This is a genomic window from Klebsiella sp. Lac1, assembly GCF_009825425.1.
GTDB lineage: Bacteria > Pseudomonadota > Gammaproteobacteria > Enterobacterales > Enterobacteriaceae > Klebsiella > Klebsiella electrica.
The window spans coordinates 959,092-979,946 of record NZ_VJZJ01000001.1; the positions used below are offsets into that span (position 1 = coordinate 959,092).

The 20,855-nt window shown below is 52.5% G+C and carries 16 protein-coding genes, 2 tRNA genes and 1 pseudogene; 14 read left to right on the forward strand and 5 right to left on the reverse strand.

Annotated features, from left to right (window positions below):
* Nucleotides 1–319: 319 nt before the first annotated feature.
* Nucleotides 320–664 (reverse strand): hypothetical protein, encoded by a 345-nt coding sequence (locus tag FNY10_RS04535; RefSeq protein ID WP_131048437.1) that lies wholly within the window; start codon nucleotides 662–664, stop codon nucleotides 320–322.
* 437 nt (nucleotides 665–1,101) lie between these two features.
* Between FNY10_RS04535 and FNY10_RS04540 the strand changes: the two genes are divergently transcribed.
* The 7 genes from FNY10_RS04540 (at nucleotide 1,102) to FNY10_RS04570 (ending at nucleotide 10,511) form a co-directional block, all read left to right on the forward strand.
* A complete protein-coding gene (locus FNY10_RS04540; protein WP_100685710.1) occupies nucleotides 1,102–1,380 on the forward strand; it encodes a DUF1471 domain-containing protein in 279 nt (92 codons plus the stop codon).
* A 283-nt stretch (nucleotides 1,381–1,663) separates the two neighbouring features.
* Nucleotides 1,664–3,016, forward strand: a complete 1,353-nt coding sequence (locus FNY10_RS04545; RefSeq protein ID WP_160703848.1) for a GGDEF domain-containing protein — start codon at nucleotides 1,664–1,666, stop codon at nucleotides 3,014–3,016.
* A 1,536-nt stretch (nucleotides 3,017–4,552) separates the two neighbouring features.
* Nucleotides 4,553–5,065, forward strand: a complete 513-nt coding sequence (locus FNY10_RS04550; RefSeq protein WP_131050017.1) for a hypothetical protein — start codon at nucleotides 4,553–4,555, stop codon at nucleotides 5,063–5,065.
* Nucleotides 5,066–5,086: 21 nt separating this feature from the next.
* The gene (locus FNY10_RS04555) at nucleotides 5,087–5,674 is read left to right on the forward strand and encodes a fimbrial protein (protein ID WP_160703846.1); all 588 of its coding nucleotides are present in this window, start codon (nucleotides 5,087–5,089) and stop codon (nucleotides 5,672–5,674) included.
* 172 nt (nucleotides 5,675–5,846) lie between these two features.
* Nucleotides 5,847–8,414, forward strand: coding sequence for a fimbria/pilus outer membrane usher protein (locus FNY10_RS04560; RefSeq protein ID WP_227699400.1), 2,568 nt, complete (start codon nucleotides 5,847–5,849; stop codon nucleotides 8,412–8,414).
* 37 nt (nucleotides 8,415–8,451) lie between these two features.
* Nucleotides 8,452–9,168: a molecular chaperone gene (locus FNY10_RS04565; RefSeq protein ID WP_131050014.1), complete on the forward strand. Its 717-nt coding sequence runs from the start codon at nucleotides 8,452–8,454 to the stop codon at nucleotides 9,166–9,168.
* Complete coding sequence (locus FNY10_RS04570; protein WP_160703842.1) at nucleotides 9,165–10,511, forward strand: fimbrial protein; 1,347 nt, start codon at nucleotides 9,165–9,167, stop codon at nucleotides 10,509–10,511. Before FNY10_RS04565 ends, FNY10_RS04570 begins: the two co-directional genes overlap by 4 nt.
* A gap of 477 nt (nucleotides 10,512–10,988) precedes the next feature.
* On the opposite strand, the gene FNY10_RS04575 is transcribed toward FNY10_RS04570, so the two are convergent.
* Nucleotides 10,989–11,076, reverse strand: a tRNA-Ser gene (locus FNY10_RS04575).
* Between the two features lie 327 nt (nucleotides 11,077–11,403).
* Between FNY10_RS04575 and FNY10_RS04580 the strand changes: the two are divergent.
* Nucleotides 11,404–11,874: pseudogene (locus tag FNY10_RS04580) on the forward strand (helix-turn-helix transcriptional regulator); the annotation flags it as partial.
* A 170-nt stretch (nucleotides 11,875–12,044) separates the two neighbouring features.
* Here the strand turns inward: FNY10_RS04580 and FNY10_RS04585 are convergent.
* Both FNY10_RS04585 and FNY10_RS04590 read right to left on the reverse strand, forming a co-directional pair.
* Nucleotides 12,045–13,439: an APC family permease gene (locus FNY10_RS04585; protein WP_160703840.1), complete on the reverse strand. Its 1,395-nt coding sequence runs from the start codon at nucleotides 13,437–13,439 to the stop codon at nucleotides 12,045–12,047.
* Between the two features lie 204 nt (nucleotides 13,440–13,643).
* Nucleotides 13,644–14,477 carry an AraC family transcriptional regulator gene (locus FNY10_RS04590; RefSeq protein ID WP_160703838.1) on the reverse strand — a complete coding sequence of 278 codons (834 nt, stop codon included), beginning with the start codon at nucleotides 14,475–14,477 and terminating at the stop codon, nucleotides 13,644–13,646.
* A 146-nt stretch (nucleotides 14,478–14,623) separates the two neighbouring features.
* Between FNY10_RS04590 and FNY10_RS04595 the strand changes: the two genes are divergently transcribed.
* From FNY10_RS04595 to FNY10_RS04605, 3 genes are read left to right on the forward strand one after another with little or no spacing between them, the layout of a single operon-like run.
* Entirely contained in the window at nucleotides 14,624–15,763 is a 1,140-nt protein-coding gene (locus FNY10_RS04595; protein ID WP_141964932.1) for a tyramine oxidase subunit B, read from the forward strand.
* 53 nt (nucleotides 15,764–15,816) lie between these two features.
* Nucleotides 15,817–16,239, forward strand: coding sequence for a RidA family protein (locus FNY10_RS04600; RefSeq protein ID WP_100685689.1), 423 nt, complete (start codon nucleotides 15,817–15,819; stop codon nucleotides 16,237–16,239).
* A 31-nt stretch (nucleotides 16,240–16,270) separates the two neighbouring features.
* Nucleotides 16,271–17,563 (forward strand): NAD(P)/FAD-dependent oxidoreductase, encoded by a 1,293-nt coding sequence (locus tag FNY10_RS04605; RefSeq protein ID WP_141964931.1) that lies wholly within the window; start codon nucleotides 16,271–16,273, stop codon nucleotides 17,561–17,563.
* A gap of 508 nt (nucleotides 17,564–18,071) precedes the next feature.
* Here FNY10_RS04605 and FNY10_RS04610 read toward each other — a convergent pair.
* A tRNA-Ser gene (locus FNY10_RS04610) sits at nucleotides 18,072–18,159 on the reverse strand.
* Nucleotides 18,160–18,427: 268 nt separating this feature from the next.
* Here FNY10_RS04610 and ghrA point away from each other — a divergent pair.
* The 3 genes from ghrA to FNY10_RS04625 all read left to right on the forward strand — a co-directional run bounded on the left by ghrA (nucleotide 18,428) and on the right by FNY10_RS04625 (nucleotide 20,764).
* The gene (ghrA, locus tag FNY10_RS04615; RefSeq protein ID WP_160704055.1) at nucleotides 18,428–19,366 is read left to right on the forward strand and encodes a glyoxylate/hydroxypyruvate reductase GhrA; all 939 of its coding nucleotides are present in this window, start codon (nucleotides 18,428–18,430) and stop codon (nucleotides 19,364–19,366) included.
* A gap of 84 nt (nucleotides 19,367–19,450) precedes the next feature.
* Entirely contained in the window at nucleotides 19,451–20,188 is a 738-nt protein-coding gene (locus tag FNY10_RS04620; RefSeq protein WP_160703836.1) for a phosphatase, read from the forward strand.
* A 21-nt stretch (nucleotides 20,189–20,209) separates the two neighbouring features.
* Complete coding sequence (locus tag FNY10_RS04625; RefSeq protein WP_131049999.1) at nucleotides 20,210–20,764, forward strand: TorD/DmsD family molecular chaperone; 555 nt, start codon at nucleotides 20,210–20,212, stop codon at nucleotides 20,762–20,764.
* The last annotated feature ends 91 nt before the right edge of the window (nucleotides 20,765–20,855 follow it).

Here is a 20,855-nt window from a genome sequence, read left to right on the forward strand (position 1 = left end):
TGTCGGCGGCCGCAATCTACAGGCAAAGCGGGGCAAAGGGTCAGGGTAGCCCGGACGGGGCAAGAATATCGCCCCGGGAAAAGGCATTTGCGCTGCCGCCGGGGGGAGGGAGCAACAGGCGAAAATACGCGGCGGCGACGAGTTTTCGCAGAAGGTGAGGCGGTACGCGCTTTTGTCTCATCTTTGTTATTGCCTGGGCAGGGCGAACCCCCTTGACAGGGGATTAATCCAGGCGACAGGGAAAGCGCCGGTTAACGCCAGCAAAAGACAACCCGCTATCCGGTGATAATTACTGCATCACATAATCCAATGGCCAGGACTAGATGGTGAGATATTTTCTGGTCCCAAACGGACACAGGATAAAAGCACATTTTTTTATGTGCATACATTTCTCTGTACTTTTAGTCATGCCGCTGCAGCCATGTGGCTTTAAATACTGATGCCATTGCTCCGGCATAAAGGGGGTGATTTTGAAAATATCCAGCTCCTGCTGCCTGCCATTAACAATATATTCGTTATTGTCTATCTCTAGTACACTTCCAGTATTTAAAAAATAATCTCCATGATACCACAGGACGAGCTTTAATGATTTTAGCGACACACAAACGGCCAGACACGTTTTGCTGCGGGGGAAAACTAATACATCGGTAACTTTCCATTCCATATAATATCCTTATATGAATGTGAACAAATGTATTTTTTGAACTGAATATGATTATTGCAGATTTTGAATGGCTGGCAATGAAAAATAATGATGTTTGCTAAACATTACATAATCATACACTGGCTTTCAAAGCTGAGAAATATCAGTTGGTTATCCTGCCTGTGAGCTTTTTTAACAGGCAATAAAATTTTAACTAATGGCCGCTTGATTTTGTCGGAATGGCTTTCTTCCTTTTTATCACTCATATTACGTAGGTTTCTTTTTTACATGGCGAAGTTTTTTTCAGGATATGTATAGATATATATTTTTTCTGCCTGACACAATAAACATAAAGTAAAGACGCGGCTGTGATTGATAAGTATTGATCTACAACAACTTTATGCCGGGAAATGTCATTACTATCACCGATGTGAGTACCTTAACTAAAGGAGTAGGCTATGAAAAAGACCCTGGCTGGATTGATTGCTGTTGTAGGTTTAGTTTCAATGAACGCATCGGCGGCGATGCTGATTTCTAAAGATGAAGCTCATCACTTTAAATATGAATATATCGATAATATTACGGTGGCGGCCTCTGGCGGACAGATTTCATCACCGATGGATCTTCATGAAAAGCTGTCGCAGCTCGCCGATGAGAAAGGTGGTAAATATTATGTCATTATCGCCGCCCGGGAACATGGACCGAATTTTGATGCGATTGCTGAAGTTTTCAAATAATGTTTATTAACTAGTCGCAGATAAATGCTGTTTCTGTAAACGGAGACAGCATTTTCTTATGCTTAATTAAATACAGGCTGATTTCCTCTATATGGACTATAATGATAATGGGAAAGGGTAGGGCGTTTACTCATTGACAGAAAATACGTGATCCTTTGGTGTGAAAATGAATATAAAAAATGATGTTAGCATTAAATATATGATAGTGGCAATGTTGACTTTGTTTTATGTTTCTTTTTGCGTAATTTTCTTTCATATGCAGTATGATAATGTCCAGGAGGTAATGAAAGAATATCTTTATGATGCCAGACTGGAAATACTTAATGAAACCTACACCGATGATAATTTATCACTGGCTTTGAGCTATTTGAATCAACAGCGGAATCCTCGGTCTGCGAAGAGTGATTGTTATTTTCCTTTAGAATATAATTCTGCGTTAAATGTCTGGGGGATTAACGTAGACAAGCGGCAGGGTTTAGCAAACTTATATGGGACATTACAGTCTAAAAATAAGCAGATAAGCTGCGAAACGCTTAATTTTCTACATTTATTTGATGAGATTTATCAGTTTCGCAGAGATGAGCGAGAATCGCATAATCAACTGGTCTATTTCATTCCGAAAGACCGGGCGTATATTTATTTCTCAACTCCAGTATTTAATAAAAACTATACTGAATCGAACATTTTTAAAAATATTGATTACTTCCATACAAAAGATTTTTTGTCTTTGATGAAAAATAAGACGTTATCCTGGACTTATAATGTCAGAACGGATATTTATGATGATTTTAATACCGGGGAGAAAGTGATCTCAGTCGGTAGTATCGTTTACAATTTTAACGATGCACAAGGGGTGGATATAATCGGTTATGTGTTTAAAGATTTTGTTCAGGATGATTTAAAAAGAATCATCTATGACCGAATAAAGCCAGAGTGGCGTAACCATGTGAAGATGATTGTCAGGGACAGACTCAAAAATTCAGAGATGACTTATGGGGTGAGTCGTCTGTTTAGTACAAACGTCAGGCTTAACTTTTCACATAAATATGAGGTGAGTTACGCATATCCCGTTTCTATTATCCTGATTGATAACATTACGACGTTTCTAATTTCATTTGTGGTTTATATCCTTGTACTGCTGTTGATGTTATATATATACCGGATGATGGTGGTATTCAAGGGCGATAGCTATGCAGATCCGTTGACCGGATGTTATAACCGACGTTACTTAGAGTTATACACTACGAATAGCCGTCTCTCAGATAAACGTGTTGGTGTACTGGTACTGGATTGCAATAACTTTAAAACCATTAACGATCAACTTGGCCATGATTCCGGAGATCGCGCATTAGTCTTTCTGGCTCAAACGCTGGTTAAGGTTTTTCGCAAGAATAAGGATAAATTGATCCGTCTGGGAGGCGATGAGTTTTGTGTGCTTATTTTAGAACCTGATAATATCGAGATAGAAAAAGTCATTGCCCGCATTAATGATAAATTACGGGAGTTTGATTCAGATATTATATTTTCTGTTTCATGGGGATATCATGTTTCTGCAGGAGCCAATATTATTGAGGCACTGCGCAGTGCTGATATGAAGCAGTACGAGAATAAGGAATCGATGAAGAAGCAGGCATAGCGCTAGCGGTCTTCATTTATGAATCTTCAATTTATGAATCTGAATGGTTATGCTTGTTATTCTGCGGGGATAACCGTTTGCTAAGGCTAAGTTGAGATGCCAGAGAGCATAATCGTGTCTTCGGACAAGGGATGCGACTGTCCCAGCCTCACCGTGTTTACTGATGCAGTAACGATGATTGCATACTCCTCACTCCCTCACTCCCTCACTCCCTCACTCCCTCACTCCCTCACTCCCTCACTCCCTCGCACATCATTGGTCTGATTTTTTATCATTACCGGACTCCTGCTATTTTGTGGCGCTTCAGCGTCAGCGTCAACGTCAACGTCAACGTCAGTGTCAACGTCCCGGCATCAGCTTCTTTTTCCCTGCGTCATTGATACCGCTCTCTGCATTTGTAGACCTTTTGCTGAGTCTCCTCAGGTACTGCACAGACAGCAGACCTTATCTCTGCGGTGATGAAACAGTCCTTGCCTGAACGCCTTCACTCATACTGTCGGGTATGCCGTTTCTTGCGATCCGGCCTCGTTCAGACGGCAATCTGACCTGATTTATAACTTAAACGGAATTAAAACGGAGATAAATTAGTTTGTTTAATAAATATTACAAACATTATAATTTACAATGTAAATCATTTTGATGGTGCCCTATTCCTGAAGCGAAGTTCATTGAATTATATAGCTATTAAATTTTCTGATGTTGCATGGCTGCTAATAAAAAGATCGGTGAATTATAATTTAATAGATTTAACCTATCGAAACTTTGACTTTGATAGCTCCGTTGATTTTGAGATTTTTCCTGTATCGTTTAGTTTCTGTCTGTATGAGATGCATATGATTGTCATCTGACTTTATTTATAAATATGGTGGATAAATTGACGATAATTTATTTAACTTTACATTGATTAATCCAGCAGAAATTGGGGAATATTCCTATGCTGGCGTTGGCAATTTACTGTAGTGACGAGATTTTTTTCTAAGATTCAGCGCGAATCATATCTGAGAAGATCTGCAGGAAAGTGGTTTATTACGTATTCTGAACAACAGGGGAGGTCATTATTTTATTTAAAGCTGCTAATGATTTTTTATTGATTCAAATCAAGTGATTTTTATAATAAATTGCATAAACAAAGAGTTATCTTTTTTCTGTCTTGTGCCTTTTTAAGAATTTTCCTCAAAAAAATAACGGGGAAAACTTAATATTTAATCATTGTTCGAAAATGCAACAGCGTTTATAAGCTGTGAAGTGATTTGTTTTATCTATCAAAATCCATGTTGATTTGAGTTAAAAACTGTTAGGAAAAATGTTGGTGCTATGATTTAAATAAAGGTGTAAGAAAACAATACTAAACAATTTTGAATGTGTTTGGTCTGTCTGACACGTTGACTTCGTGTGCGTTAAATATACAGAGAGAAGATGAGATATCATATTGTGTCAGATAATTTATATTTTCTCCTGGGAGTTAGAGGACTATTTAACCGGAAGGGGTTGTTTGCATTTATATATTACAGCTGTGAACAGTCTACGCTGGAGCTGATGCGTGATATCAATGGTCATCTGAAACCCGGTGATGTGCTGGTTTGTGCACTGCATGATATTATTCTGCGGCAGAATGTATTGAAGTTGTCATGTGTATTATTTGGCCGGATATTATTTATGCCGTTTTTTACGGTGACTGAAAAAACTACGGGTTCATTACCCTGGGTCCTGAATAGTACTGTAACAGAAGATGCTTTCTTTATTCTCCTGAAGAGAATGGAAACCGCCGCATATCCTAAAAGAAATATTACCGATAAGCATATAGAAACAATCGGATTTCTTACATCGGGTAAAACAATTAATGAACTGGTCATGACGACAGGCTGGACGGCTAAAAAACTCTACTACCAGCGAACGGCATTACTGAAGAAGTGCGGTCTTACCGGAACGACGGATCATGAAGTCCTTCTCTGCAGAGACATATTGACATTATTAAGGAGGCATAACGTAACAAAAGCTAAAGCACCGCCATCTCAACATCATCTGTCACCGGGTGAATATTATTCATAATGATGTAGTAAAGGGACCTGTATGCAAAAAAATACTTTATATAAAGCGATAATTTCCGCATTCGTGATTGTGGGGGGATTGTCAGCCAATGCAAACGCTGCCGACGGTACCATCAACTTTAACGGGACTGTGACCGCAAGCGCCTGTACCACCCTTGTAGGGGCAGCTCCGGCTGGAGGGAGTGCTGGTCTTACCGCAACCGTTAACCTTCCTCCGGTATCAGCCGACACGCTGAATGCCGCGGCCGGTACATATGCCGGGCATACCGCATTCACCATCCAGCTGACCGGATGTCAGGCTGCCGGTTCGCTGAACAGCGTGCGCGCAACATTTTCTACCGCCTCTCCGGCTGCCGGAGACAATACGGTAATGGGCAATACCGCTCCTTCCGGTGCAGCCGACGTGGCCGTGGCGATTCTGACGGCACAAAGTACGCCTATTCATCTGAACGGTGGCACATTACTTGACCCCGGTGCCGCGCTCCCTGCGGCGGCTGGCGCTCCGGGGCCGATCACGCTTAATTATCTGGCGGCATACAAATCCCTCAGCACAGCGGTCACCCCCGGTCCTGTTACAGGCGTTGCCGACTACGTGATTTCCTATTTCTGATAATACGGAATAACTGTTTTATTTGCGATTAAAGCCGGGCGACCGGCTTTTTCCGGATAACGACAGTATCTGGTTTTTACCGCGCTATACCAGGGAATATCATTATATGTATCGTTTTTTATTGCGCTGTATTCACACGGAAGAACCACAGAGTCGGCTATCTCTGATGTCGATGGTTTTCCCGGTGCTTCTCAGTAGTTTCAGCGTCAGTGTTTTTGCCGGAAACGATTTTGAGGAAGCGTTTTTACGGCGCGATAAAAACGGTGTATCTCAGGATGTTTTTATGTACCAGGACCCTGTTATACCCGGGAGGAAACTGACAGATATCGTCATAAACGATCGCGCACGCGCGAAGACAGAAATTGACTTCGTCAGTCATGGTAATAACAAAGTTATCCCCTGTCTTTCATACCGTCAGCTGAAATCCTTTGGCGTCAGAGTCAGCCAGTATTCTGGCTGGATAACCCGCGAAGAGGATACGGCGGGGTCGTCTGAAGCGCAAACCTCCGCACCTTCTCGCTGCGAAGATATTGCGCTGCGAATACCTGCTGCTTTTGTTCAGTATGACCACACACATCAGGTGCTGAACATTACCGTGCCGCAGGAGGCCATGGACAACGAGCGTTTTACCATGATCTCGCCGGATGAATGGGATCACGGTACGCCCAGCCTGCGCTCATCCTACAGCGGCTATTTTTATTCGTCACGGCTGAAGGGGGCATCCGGCCAGGGCTGGACGCTAAATGATACGACCACCGAGAGTGCCTGGTTGAGCCTGAATACAACAGGCAATGCCGGGCCATGGCGTCTCTACAGTATTGATTCGTTTTACCGTAACGACAGGAGTCAGTGGAAATCGAATCACGACAGAGCCTATCTTGCACGCGATATTGCGTTCCTGCGCAGCAGCCTGCAGATGGGGGAAATCTACACCCGTACCTCCGGCACGATGGCGGGGGCGATCCCTCTGCGGGGTATCTCGCTGGCGACCAGTGAGCGCATGTCGCTTGATAACCAGTACAGCTATGCGCCGGTTATCCGGGGAGTGGCGCGCACGAATGCCAGATTGCTGGTACGCCAGCGTGATACGGTGATTTACAGCACGTTGCTGACGCCTGGCGCATTCGCAATTGATGATCTGTATACCGCTCAGGTGGGGGCCGATCTCGACGTCGTGGTGGAGGAGTCTGACGGGCAGATTCAGTCTTTCCGGGTTCCTTACACGGCCCTGCCGGGCATGATCCGTGCCGGCGCCATCCGCTACAGTCTGGCCGCGGGCACCTGGCGCGGTCCGGACGGCGGGACATCCGAACCTGCGCTGTTATCCGGCACTCTGGAATACGGTTTTGAACATTTCACTCTGAATAGTGCCTCTGTGCTGGCTGAAAATTACCAGATGCTCTCTTCGGGGGCGGCATGGAATATTGGCGCGATCGGGGCTTTTTCTGCCGATGTGGCGTATGCCCGCCACATCGAAACCTGGAGAGATAACCGCCAGCGCGAAGGTACGGCCGCCAGGCTGCTGTATGCCCGCCAGTTTGATGTTACCGGGACATCGCTGCAACTGCTGGGTTACCAGTATCAGTCAGAATCTTTCCTGGATGCCAGCGAATTTCTTGCGCGTCAGGGTCAGAACTGGATTGACGGCTATGCTCCGGACACGGCTTCCTGGCAAAAACGCCGACGTAACCGGGTGGAGATGACCGTCAACCAGAATATGAACTCTGTCGGCAATCTGTATATGACCATCAGCCAGGAGAGTTTTTACGGCACGGGCAATAAAAACACCTCGCTGAGTGCCGGAGCGGGTACTACCGTCGGTTCGGCCAGCGTCTCTCTGTCACTGATGCACAATCGTTACGAACGTCTCAGCGATAACCAACTGACTCTTTCCCTCAGTCTGCCGTTATCAGTATTGCTCCCCGGAAGGCACGATGCCGGCTTTCTGAGTTACGGCCTCAGCCGCAACAAAAACAACCAGTACGGTCAGTCGCTGGGGTATGCGGGCAACAGCGCGGGCAGTGACTTCAGCTATGCGGCCAGTCTCCTGCGGGACACTCAGGGCGAATACAGCCAGTCAGGATCTCTGGGCTGGAACGGCAGCAGGGCAAATATCAGCGGAAGCATTAGCCATGGAAGGGATTACCGCCAGTACTCCGCCGGGATGTCCGGAGGGGTGACGCTTTATCGCGGAGGGGTGATTATGTCGCCGCCATTGGGTAACACCGTGGCTATTGTTGAAACCCCTGGAGCGGAAAACATCCGGGTTTCCGGTATCAACAATGCGCGGACCGATTCATCCGGCCGGGCAGTGGTGACCTGGTTGACGCCTTATCGCTACAACCAGATTAACCTCGACACCGGGGAATCTGATGGCGCTGAGTTGCAAGAGTCCTCCCGCAAAGTCGTCCCTTCAGAAGGCGCTGCCGTGCTGCTTCGGTTTGCCACCCGCTCGGGCAGAAGAGCGCTCGTGGAAATACACAGCCGAAAAAGTATTCCGCTGGGCGCTCTGGTGTACAGCGAAAGCGCTCCCGGAGTCAATGAGGCAGAGGAGGCCGGTATCGTGGGCCAGAAAGGACTGGCCTGGCTGACCGGGCTGGATACCCGTGAGGCGCAGGTACTGAACGTTATATGGGGCCAGCGGCCCGCAGAGCAGTGCCAGATTGCGCTTTCCGCACCGACAGAAGCGCAGCTTAAACCAGAAAACTGGCATAAAAAAATCAGAGCGGAGTGTCTCTGATTCTTCACCACCAAACTGCACAAAAAAGAGTAACGCAATGAAATTGTTAAAACTATATTTTACCGGCCTTCTGGCGGTTGTCTTCCTCGTCGGTTCGGCGACAGCCGGCGTCAGGCCGCAACTGACCCGTATTGTTGCGTATGCGCAGGACAGAGAAACCGCGGTAGACGTTATCAATGACAGCCAGGAGACCTATATGGTGCAGGCCTGGCTGGAAGATCTTCGGGGGAATGACCACGATCTTCCGCTGGTGCTGACACCGCCGGTGATGAAGCTTGAGGGTAAAAAACAGGGGAAATTTCGGCTCGTGGTTCTGAGGGGGGCGATTGCGCAAGACAGGGAGTCCGCATACTGGCTATCGCTGCAGGAAATCCCCCCTAAAGCCGGGAGCGCCAATAAGCTGGTTATTGCCGTGCGCAGCAGGCTCAAAGTTTTCGTTCGCCCTGACGGACTGAGCTCTGCCGGCGCTCGCGATGCGATAAAGCAAATTCGCTGGAGTCTTGAGAAAGACGGTAACGATGTCTGGCTGAAAGCAACCAATCCCACGCCGTATTATGTCAGCTTTGCCCGCCTGAGCGTGGGGGCTGGCAAGGGGATTACGCTGGAGGATCGTCATCGTATGCCTCCGCCGTTCGGTAGCGAACGTTACCATCTGCCTGCCTCCGTGAATCCTGACCGCGTGAGCGTGACCTGGAGCGGGATCCATGACTGGGGCGGTGCGGGTGAAGAATACCGGGCGGAGTTGAAGCAATGAGAAGAGCGGGGAAAGAAGAGCAGGTACAGGGGATAAAACACCGCTCCCGCTGCTGGCTGGGCGCTTTCCTGCTCATATTATCAGTCGATGTTTCGGCGCAGTTGCATATCTCACGAAGTTATATGTGGGGGCACCCAGCCAGTGAAGTTTTTCAGCAACCTGTGGGAACCTGCGTTTACTCATATCCGGATAGTATGCCATTTTCGGTACATCGCCCGGTGGTGGTGGATAATTCTATCCCGGATGGAACCATTCTGATGTCGTGGGATTACGCCGATTTGAATACTTCGATTATGTTGAATTGCACCGGGAACGGGACAGAAAGCTCATTTCTGAACATCCTGAATGTGGAGTCATCGATCACTATTGTATCTGCGGATATCGCATTGGCTGGTTTAGGTTTCGGTCTGTCAGGCTCCGGGTCGGGGATTCTGAATACTTCAGTAGGCGGCGTCGGAATTCGTTTCTATGTGCGATCTGACTCGCCGAACCTGGGTAGTGATGGCAACAGTTCCGCGTACATCAGAATGTCTGGATTCGGCAGCAGTGGAACCGAATATGCAGCCAGTGGCGTGGAGTATCCTCTGATTGGTCCGACGACGGGAATGGCCGCGCTGGTACTCAGAATGATGGATTCACGTACTGAAGGTGGTCATACCTTCTGGTATATGCCTTCCAGAAGTGTGTCGCTTTCCCTGCGCGCCGAGCTGATAAAAACCGGTTATGTCACCAGCTATGGTCCTCTCTCGGTCAGCCATCTCTTTAATAGCTGGGTTAATCCTGCGCCGACAGGAATTGGCACCAATCCGGATACGAATTTTCTCTCCGGAAACGGTGTGACGCTGGTCCGACCGACCTGCAAGCTGAGCTCACAGCGTCCCACGGATTATACGGTCAATATGGGGATATGGGATGCCGATACGATTACCCGAGAGGGGGCCCCCGCTTTTGGGGCTGATGTTCCTGTTCCGGTGGAACTGGAGTGCAACGGGATGGCGGAGAATGTCCGGATGCGATTTGAAGATGCGGGCGCGTCGCCACTTCCGGTGGGTAACCTCAGCCTTTACGACGCCGCCGGCGGAAATAAAATTGATGGGCTGGAAATTGAGCTGCGATACAACGGTAACCATATTGATATCAACGGGTCAGCTGTCGATATTGGGAGTTATGGTTCGGGGGCCACTTCTGTCGCGGGGGATAAAATTTTTGCGGCGTCATCCGCAAGTTTTATGCCGATAACCTTCCAGGCACGCTATATCCAGCGAGCGACGATCGCGCGAGCTGGCGTCAATTATACCGGGCCAGTAAGCGGCACCGTAAATCTGTTTATGGTTTATGACTGATGATGCCATCAAGACGATTTTCTGCGCCTTTTCCCGATAAAAGCTGGCCGGGCTGGGTGTCAAACCAGAAACGGTATCATGGAGTTCTAATCAGGGACGCACTCAGGAACAGTGCGTTCCGGCTTTAATCTCAACCGGGGAAGAGGGGGGACTCGCTTCGCTCACTGCGTTTGCGGTCTGTCCAACTGGCTACGCCAGTTGTCGACCCCCGGTCGGGGGTTCTCATCCCCCTCTGGCGGGATGCAATATGCGAAAAAAAAGCTCGTACTTTCGTACGAGCTCTTCTTTAAAGATGGCGGTGAGGGGGGGATTGACTCGCTTCGCTCGCCCCTGCGGGGCAGCCCGCTCACTGCGTTTGCGGTCTGTCCAACTGGCTGCGCCAGTTGTCGACCCCCAGTCGGGGGTTCTCATCCCCCCTGGCGGGATGCAATATGCGAAAAAAAAGCTCGTACTTTCGTACGAGCTCTTCTTTAAATATGGCGGTGAGGGGGGGATTCGAACCCCCGATACGTTGCCGTATACACACTTTCCAGGCGTGCTCCTTCAGCCACTCGGACACCTCACCATATTGTTTCGCTGCTCACCTTGGGTGGGCAACGGGGCGCTACTATAGGGAGTTGCGCTAAAACGGTCAAGCAGTATTTATTCTTTCTTTACCGTTCGGTGAAGCAATGAACACTACTCTGGCCGGATGCCGCCGGGGCGGTGATTTTCACGCGGATAATCAAGCTGTTCGCTACTCTTCAGGACATCCTGAGCTTCAGCGGACGGCAACTGAAGAGCGGGAGGGCTTTGGTATGCACCTTCGCCCACCTCGCGGTAACCGGACGATCCCAACCGCGCGACATCCGGATGCCAGCGCCGCGCTATGCAACGAGACGAGACCCGCTTTCTTTCCGGCCGCTTCTCCCAGACGCTGCTGGATCTGCTGGTGCTGAGTCTGGAGTTGCAGGATCTGGATAACGTGAGCGCTGAGCGCGATCTGTACGCCCGCATGATGAATTACATTCGCCGGCAACTTGTCGATCCTGATTTGAATATCGAGAGTCTGGCACGGGCGCACTACGTCTCCGTCCGCACCGTGACGCGCGCTTTCGCCCGGCACAAAAAAACGCCGATGGCCGTGATCTGGCAGGAAAGGCTGCGGGCGAGTCGCGAGGCCATCGAGCGCGGGAGGGTGAATAGCGTCTCCCAGGCGGCGCTGGATTTCGGCTTCTCCGACTTCTCCCATTTTAGCCATGCCTTCCGTAAAGCCTTCGGCGTCTCGCCCAGCACCCTGTTGCACCGGGATCGGCACGGTTTGCGAGGCTGGACGGTCTCGCGGCGGGCAAGCCGCTACGCATGCATTTATTGCATGCTTTAGTCGGGCTTATCAAACCAGGAATTTCATCACCGACTGCGCGGTTTCACTTTTGGTCTGAGATATTCCCCGTGAGGTATTTGCCGACACGCGTAAATAACAAAACCACCGGTTAAGGTGGCTTTGGCAATAAGGCTCGGGGAGATTGAGCGGCGCAGTTTAACATTTTCCCGCTACGCGGTTTTTACCGCCGACTTGCGCTTCGCCGACATGATATATCCCGCGCAAGCGCAGCAGGCAATAAACCAGGGAATAAAGCGTATCAGCGGCGAGTCGCTGCCGCTTATCAGCTGCAGGTTATTAATCACCAGAATAATCGCCATCAGCATGCAGGCGATGGACATCAGCGGTGACCACAGCACCCGCCAGCGGCTGTTGTTATGCCCGGGCAGACGGCGGAAGAACATCACCACCGCCGCAGAGACCCCGACCTGGAGCATCAGGATTGACAGCGTGGCAATGGCCGAGCCAAAGGCGAAGATATGCACCATGGGATCTATATTGCTGCCGCCCATTCCCGCCAGCAGCAGCAACAGTAACACGCTGTGCAGATGGCTGGCCTTGTGCGGCGTACCGTTGGTGGGGTGCGTGGCCGACAGCTCCTTCCAGATCAACCCGTCGCGGCTGATGCTGTAGATATAGCGCGAGATATTATTGTGAAACGCCAGCGTGGCGGCAAACAGGCTGGTGATCAGCAGCACCGACATGGTATCTACCGCCCATTGACCTACGTACTCACGTGTGATGGTGAAGACAAAGTTGCCGGGATCTTTACTGGCGATTTCCGCTATCTGATCAAAGCCGTAGACCTGCACGAACGACCAGCTGGTAAAGCAGAAGAATGCGGTGATGATTATCAGTGCGCAGAGGGTGGCGCGGGGGATTGTTTTTTGCGGATCGCGACACTCTTCGGCGTAGATGGCGGTGGATTCAAAACCGATAAAGGCGGCTACGGAGAACACCAGCGCAATACCCAGGTTGCCGTGCATAAACACCGACGGTTCAAATGAGCTGAAGGTGAGCGGGCCGCTCTTTTTCAGCAGGATCATCACGTCGGTCAGCAGGACGATGCCGACCTCTGCCAGCATCAGCACGCCCAGCAGCTTGCCGCCGATCTCTACGCGTTTGATGCCCAACATCCAGGCGGTCAGGGTAAACAGCATGCTCAGCACCCACCACGGAATATTGAGCGCCAGGTGCTGTTGTAGAAACTGTTCGCTGAAGAAACCCAGCATGGCCATTATTGCCGTCTGTATTGAGACGTAGGCGACCAGCGCCAGTACCGATGCGGCCGCGCCCGCGTTGTTACCCAGGCCTTTTGAGATATACGTATAGAAGGCTCCGGCATCGGTGACATAGCGGCTCATGGTGAGGTAGCCCACCGAGAAGAGCATCAGGATCAGACAGGCGACAATATAGATAACCGGAATGCCGCCGCCATTGCCGGTAAAAATGGCCACCGGCAGCCCGCCCACCACCCCGGTAAGGGGGGACGCTGCGGCGACCACAAAGAAGACCAGGGAGGTGAGTCCCAACGTATTTTTTCGTAAACCGGTAGAGTTGCTCATCGCCAGCGCCCTTATTGGATAGTGAAGCCAGACTCAGCAAATCTTTTTCCTGCTGAGTGGTCAGGTAACTATCGGGCATCATTGACCAACGCTGGCGGCAGAGATAGAAAAAATCGGACAACCCCAAAGTGCAACAGATGCACTATTTTAGTGCTACTTGCGTTCAACATGGTGCTTACCTAATTTTAACATCCATGCTGATACTCAATGGTAGCGTAGCCGTTCATCCCACGCCTCGCCGAGGGCCCGGCGCTGAAATTCCAGCGGGGTGGCGCTGACCAGTTTCTTAAATTCCCGCAGGAAGTGCGACTGATCGCTGAAGCCCAGATCCAGCGCCAGAGTGGTAAATGAATGCCTGCCCGGTTTATACAGGGTATTCAGCGCTGTCTGGCAGCGCATAATACGGCCGAATATCTTTGGCGACATGCCGGTATCCTGGCGGAACTGGCGTTGAATGGTGCGGCATGTATAGCCGGTCAGCGTCTCCAGCTGTTCAATGCGGATATTGCCTTTCAGCTGTTGAATGGTGTGAATAATGCAGGTGGTCACACTCGACGTGCGGCGCGCCAGACGCGGGGTAAAGTAACGATCGAACAGCGTGACCTGCTGGGAGAACTGCGCGCTGCGCAGGATTTGCTCACAGGCGCGCCGCGCCCCCGGCACCACTTCAGCGAAGTCGTATTCGCGGTTGGTTAGCTCCTCCGCCATCAGGTCCAGAAAGTCGGGCATGATGCCCGGCGCAAAGCGTACGCCGAAGTAACGATGGCCGTTGATCAACTCTACGCTGCGCGCCTCCAGCGGTGTGCCGCACACTCGCGCCGTTGGCCGCGCGGTATCACAGTCGAAAACAATATCCACGCAGCCGTCCGGGATAGCCATGGTGACATCCGCCGCCGGCGACACATCAAAAGTGTAGAAATGCGATATCGCCGGATTGGCGGAAGCCATGATCGAGTAGTGCTGCGCTGCGCTCAGGACAAACCAGGGTTGTTCAGGATAGATAGCATCGGCATAGCCAGAAATAAGAGCGTGTGACACAGGCTGTCCTCGTAGTCATGAAGATAACGCCTGGCTAATGCAATCCGGATGCCATGCTGAATTTCCCATGTCGCAAATATTCAATACAGCCTCCACGGGGAAAGGTATTGATAGAGTCATTCACTCAACCGCAAAGGCTGACCGCAATGACTAACCAGACAAAGATTGACTTCATCTACCTCTCCGAGCAGGACATGATCAGGGCCGGGGTGACCGATATGCCCGCTTGCGTGGACACGATGGAAGAGATGTTCGGCCTGCTGTATCGGGGGGATTACCGAATGGCGGGCGCCAATAATGACTCCCATGGCGCGATGGTGACCTTCCCGGAACATTCGCCGTTCCCGACCATGCCAAAACCGACTGCCGATCGTCGTCTGATGGCGATGCCCGCCTACCTGGGCGGCAGTTTCGGCACCGCCGGGGTGAAGTGGTATGGCTCGAATATCGCCAACCGCCAGAAGGGCCTGCCGCGTTCGATCCTGATGTTTACCCTCAATGACGTCGACACTGGCGCGCCGCTGGCGCACATGTCCGCCAACCTGCTTTCGGCCTACCGCACCGGCGCGATTCCGGGGGTGGGCGCACGCCATCTGGCGCGTAAAGACTCGCGGGTGATTGGCCTGATGGGGCCGGGGGTGATGGGCAAAACCGTGGTGGCGGCGTTTATTGCCGTCTGCCCGCTGATTGACACTATCAAGATCAAGGGACGCGGGCAGGCAAGCCTCGATGGCTTTATTACCTGGCTGACCGCGACCTACCCGCAGGTCACCACGATTGAGATTGTCGACACCCTCGAAGAGGTGGTGCGCGGTGCCGATATCGTTACCTACTGCAGTTCCGGCGAGGTGGGCGATCCGGCGACTTACCCGCTGGTTAAGCGTGAGTGGGTCAAGCCCGGCGCCTTCCTCGCCATGCCGACGCTGTGCACTATTGATGAAGGGATGGAGCAGCCTGATGTGCGCAAGGTGCTCGATAACACCGGCCTGTATGAGGCCTGGTACACCGAAGTGCCCAAGCCCGCCCACAATCACATACCGCTGATCGGCGTGCGCTTTATGGACATGCTGGCCGCCGGACAGCTGAGCGCGGACCAGCTGGAAGATATTGGCAAAATCGTCGCCGGCGATGCGCCGGGCCGCCAGAACGAGGAAGAGATCATCATTATGTCGGTCGGCGGCATGCCGGTTGAGGATGTGGCGTGGGGCACGGTGGTTTACCGCAATGCGCTGGCGCAGGGGATCGGTGTGAAGCTGAACCTCTGGGACACCCCGGAACTCAGCTGATGCCAGGCTGAACGCGAAGATACGTTAACGATTTCATCAAAACAGAGAGCGCTATGAGCAACATTACTAAAGTTAAAACCGGTTCGATTTATGAAGAGAAGGGCAGCTACTCGCGCATTGTGGCAGTAGATAACTGGATTTTCGTTTCCAACACCGCCGGGCGTCATCCGCAGACCAAAGTGATCCCGACCGACATTGCCGAACAGACCCTCCAGGTGTTTGCCAATATCGAACAAGCGCTGGCGGCGGTAGATGCCACGCTGGCCGATGTAGTGAGTTCTCGGGTGTTTATTCAGGATCCGGCCGATGTGCCGGCGGTGATGACCATTGTGGGCGAGAAGTTTCGCGGTATTGACCCGGCCGCTACCGTGACCTGCCCGCCGCTCGGTTCCACGGTATATAAAGTTGAGCTGGAGGTCACCGCCTATCGCGGGGCGTCAACAGCCAGCGTACAGACCATTAACCTCGCGCTTTGATTTTGTTATTCACTCTATAAAGGTACAGACTATGGCCCCGACAATCACTCCGGTTACGACATCCGGTGCATTTCCCTCCGCCACCACGGTGGTGATTATTGGCGGGGGCATTGTTGGTCTGACGGCGGCGCTAACGCTCTCTGAACGGCAGATCCCCGTGGTGGTGCTGGAAAAGGGGCGCATCGCCGGGGAGCAGTCATCGCGCAATCTGGGCTGGGTGCGTAAAACCAGCCGCCTGGCGGAAGATATCCCGCTGGCGCTGGCATCGGACCGGCTGTGGGCGGGAATGGCCGCGCGCACCGGCAGGGATGTCGGCTACCGCCAGGCGGGGATCATGTTTAACGCTCGCAGCGAGGCGCAGATGGCGATGTACGAGGGTTGGCTGCAATCCGTTCGTCATCTGCAACTTGATTCGCGTCTGTTAAGTCGCGAGGAAATAGCCCGCCACGTGCCAGGCGGCAGCGAGAAGTGGGCCGGGGGGATTTTTACCCCTTCGGACGGCCGGGCGGAACCGACGCTGGCCTCAAGCGCAATAGCCCACGCGGCGATGGAACGGGGGGCCGTTATCGTGGAGAACTGCGCGGTGCGCACGTTGAGTACCGCGGCGGGCCGGGTCAGCGGCGTGATCACCGAACGCGGCGAGATCCGCTGTGAACAGGTGCTGCTGGCCGGGGGGATATGGTCGCGGCGCTTTCTCGGTAACCTCGGGATAGCGCTGCCAACTCTGCCGCTGATCTGTTCGGTGTTGCGCACGAAACCGTTGGCCGGGCCGACGGAGATTGCGGTGGGGGCGCCGGACTTCTCGTTCCGGCGACATATCGACGGCGGCTATATCGTGACCCAGCGTGGGGCGCTAGATGCCTCGCTGACGCTGGACCACCTGCTACTGGGGATGCGCTATCTGCCCCAGTTGCGTACACAGCGCGATTTTTTACGTATCAAGCTGGGGCGGCCGTTTTTCAGCGATCTGGCGTTGGCCCGTCGCTGGGGGGCTGGCGACAAATCGCCGTTTGAGCGGGTGCGCACCCTTGATCCATCGGCCAATCCGGCGCTGAATCAGGAGGCGCTAAACAACCTGAAAGCGGCCTGGCCGGTATTTGCCGGTGCGGAAATCGCTGAGGCCTGGGCGGGCACCATCGACGTCACGCCGGACTCTAACCCGGTGATTGGTCCGCTGGCAAAAATGCCCGGTCTGACTTTGGCGACGGGCTTTTCCGGTCACGGCTTCGGCACTTCACCGGCTGCCGGACAGCTGGCGGCGGATCTGGTGTGCGGCGGTGAGCCGATTATTGACCCGCATCCCTATCGCTTTGAGCGTTTTTGAGGCGGGGCAGCCCGCTCACTGCGTTTGCGGTCTGTCCAACTGACTGCGCAGTTGCCGACCCCCGGTCGGGGATTCTCATCCCCCCCCGATGGAGAATATAAAAGAAAAGAGCCCGTACTTGCGTACAGGCTCTCATCCCGAATATGGCAGTGAGGGGGGGATTGACTCGCTTCGCTCGCCCCTGCGGGGCAGCCCGCTCACTGCGTTTGCGGTCTGTCCAACTGGCTACGCCAGTTGTCGACCCCCGGTCGGGGGTTCTCATCCCCCCGATGGAGAATATAAAAGGAAAGAGCCCGTACTTGCGTACAGGCTCTCATCCCGAATATGGCGGTGAGGGGGGATTGACTCGCTTCGCTCGCCCCTGCGGGGCAGCCCGCTCACTGCGTTTGCGGTCTGTCCAACTGGCTACGCCAGTTGTCGACCCCCGGTCGGGGATTCTCATCCCCCCTGGTGGGATGCAATATGCGAAAAAAAAGCTCGTACTTTCGTACGAGCTCTTCTTTAAAGATGGCGGTGAGGGGGGGATTCGAACCCCCGATACGTTGCCGTATACACACTTTCCAGGCGTGCTCCTTCAGCCACTCGGACACCTCACCATATTGTCGCTCCCGTTGTTGTCGGGAACGGGCGCTAATTTAGGGAAATACGTATCTCTCGTCAATCAACTTTTGCAAAAAAACGCGTGTTTAGCCAAACTTCGCGCAACTTGCGTTTTAAATGCGCGACAATCGATTTTTTTGTCGCCAGCCTGTTTTTATTCGATAGAAAAATGAAATTTGCTATGCTGGCAATCCAATAGAAAACAATAAGTAAAATACGGCGCCAGGATCAACCTGCAATCCGCGCCCGCAATCAGGAGTCATGATGGACATTATCTTTTATCACCCGACATTTGATACCGCTCACTGGATTGCCGGGCTGGAAAAACAGCTGCCGGGCGCGCGCGTGCGCGAATGGAAATCCGGCGATACCCAGCATGCGGATTACGCGCTGGTCTGGCATCCGCCGGTGGAAATGCTGCAGGGACGGGACTTAAAAGCCGTTTTTGCCCTCGGCGCTGGCGTTGACTCTATTCTGAGTAAACTCCGCGAACATCCGGAAATGCTGCCGCTGTCGATTCCACTCTTTCGCCTCGAAGACACCGGAATGGGCCAGCAGATGCAGGAGTATGCGGTGAGCCAGGTGCTGCACTGGTTCCGACGTTTCGACGATTACCAGGCCTTAAAACAGCAGGCCCGCTGGCAGCCGCTGGAGGACTATCGTCGCGAAGCGTTCACCATCGGGATCATGGGCGCGGGCGTACTCGGTTCGAAAGTGGCGGAAGCGCTGCAGGTATGGGGATTTCCACTGCGTAGCTGGAGCCGCAGTCGCAAATCCTGGCCTCAGGTGCAAAGCTTCGCCGGTCAGGAGGAGCTGGGCGAATTTCTCGGCGCTACGCGGGTGCTTATCAACCTGCTGCCGAACACGGCGGAAACCGTCGGCATTATTAACCAGCAGCTGTTGGCGCAGCTTCCGGATAACAGCTATGTTCTCAATCTGGCACGCGGCGTTCACGTGGTCGAAGCGGATCTGCTGGCGGCACTGAATAGCGGTAAGCTTAAAGGCGCGATGCTGGATGTCTTTAGCCGCGAGCCATTACCGGCGGAAAGCCCGCTGTGGGCGCATCCCCGGGTGGCCATGACGCCGCATGTCGCCGCAGTTACGCGTCCGCTGGAAGCGATAACCTATATTGCCAGCACTATCGGCCGGCTGGAGCGTGGGGAGGCGGTGAACGGGCAGGTCGACCGCCAGCGCGGATACTAAGAGAAAACCCCGCTGCGGCGGGGTTTTGCTGATCATGCGTCCTGATTCCTGCTATTCTTGCCACAAACAGAGAAGGAGATTGTGATGTATCCTGTTGACCTGCACATGCATACCGTCGCCAGTACCCACGCCTACAGTACCCTGCACGATTATATTGCTGAAGCAAAGCGCAGGGGGATCAAACTTTTCGCCATCACCGACCATGGTCCGGATATGGCCGATGCCCCGCACTACTGGCATTTCGTCAATATGCGCATCTGGCCGCGGATAGTCGACGGCGTCGGCATTTTACGGGGTATTGAAGCCAACATAAAAAATACCCGCGGCGAAATTGACTGCTCCGGGCCGATGCTGACCTCACTGGACCTGTTCATTGCGGGCTTCCATGAGCCGGTTTTCCCGCCGCAGGACAAAGCCACCCATACTGAAGCGATGATCGCCACGATGGCGAGCGGCGCAGTACATATTATTAGCCATCCAGGCAACCCGAAATATCCCGTCGATATTCCGGCGATAGCCGCCGCGGCGGCAAAATACCAGGTGGCGCTGGAGATCAACAACTCATCCTTCGTCTCGTCGCGGGTGGGCAGTGAAGATAACTGCCGGGCGATTGCCGCCGCCGTACGTGATGCCGGAGGTTGGGTGGCGCTGGGATCGGATTCGCATACCGCATTTACGCTCGGCGAGTTCAAAGAGTGTCGTAAGATCCTCGATGATGTGAACTTCCCCGAAGAGCGGATCCTGAACGTGTCCCCGCGTCGGCTGTTGAATTTCCTTGAGTCCCGTGGGATGCCGGCGATCCCTGAATTTGCCGATCTTTAATATAAAAACTGGAAAAATTGAATGAACGAGTTTTCAATCCTCTGCCGCGTGCTGGGCTCTTTGTACTACCGTCAGCCGCAGGATCCGCTGCTGGTGCCGCTGTTTACCTTGATTCGTGAAGGGAAGCTGGCGGCGAGCTGGCCGCTGGAGCAGGATGAGTTGCTGGAACGTCTGCAAAAAAGCTGCGACGTGCAACCGCTGGCCGCCGATTACAATGCGCTGTTTGTTGGTGAAGAGTGCAGCGTTCCTCCGTATCGTAGCGCGTGGGTAGAGGGGGCAAGCGAAGCTGAAGTTCGCGGTTTCCTCAGCGAGCACGGGATCCCGACCGGAGAAGGTCAGGCCGACCACATTGGTTCGCTGCTGCTGGCCGCCTCCTGGCTTGAAGATCATGCGACGGAAGATGAAAGCGAAACGCTGGAAACGCTGTTTGCTGACTATATTCTGCCGTGGTGCGGGGTTTTCCTCGGCAAAGTCGAGGCGCATGCCGGGACACCTTTCTGGCGGACGATGGCGCCCCTCACGCGTGAAGCGCTCTCCGCTATGTGGGATGAACTGCAGGAAGAGATGGAAGAATAAATGTGATTTACATCGCATTTATATTGCAAGCGTAATCTTTAACTTGCATGTAACGTGCTTCAGATCTCATTTGGTGGGCGCGTATCTGCTA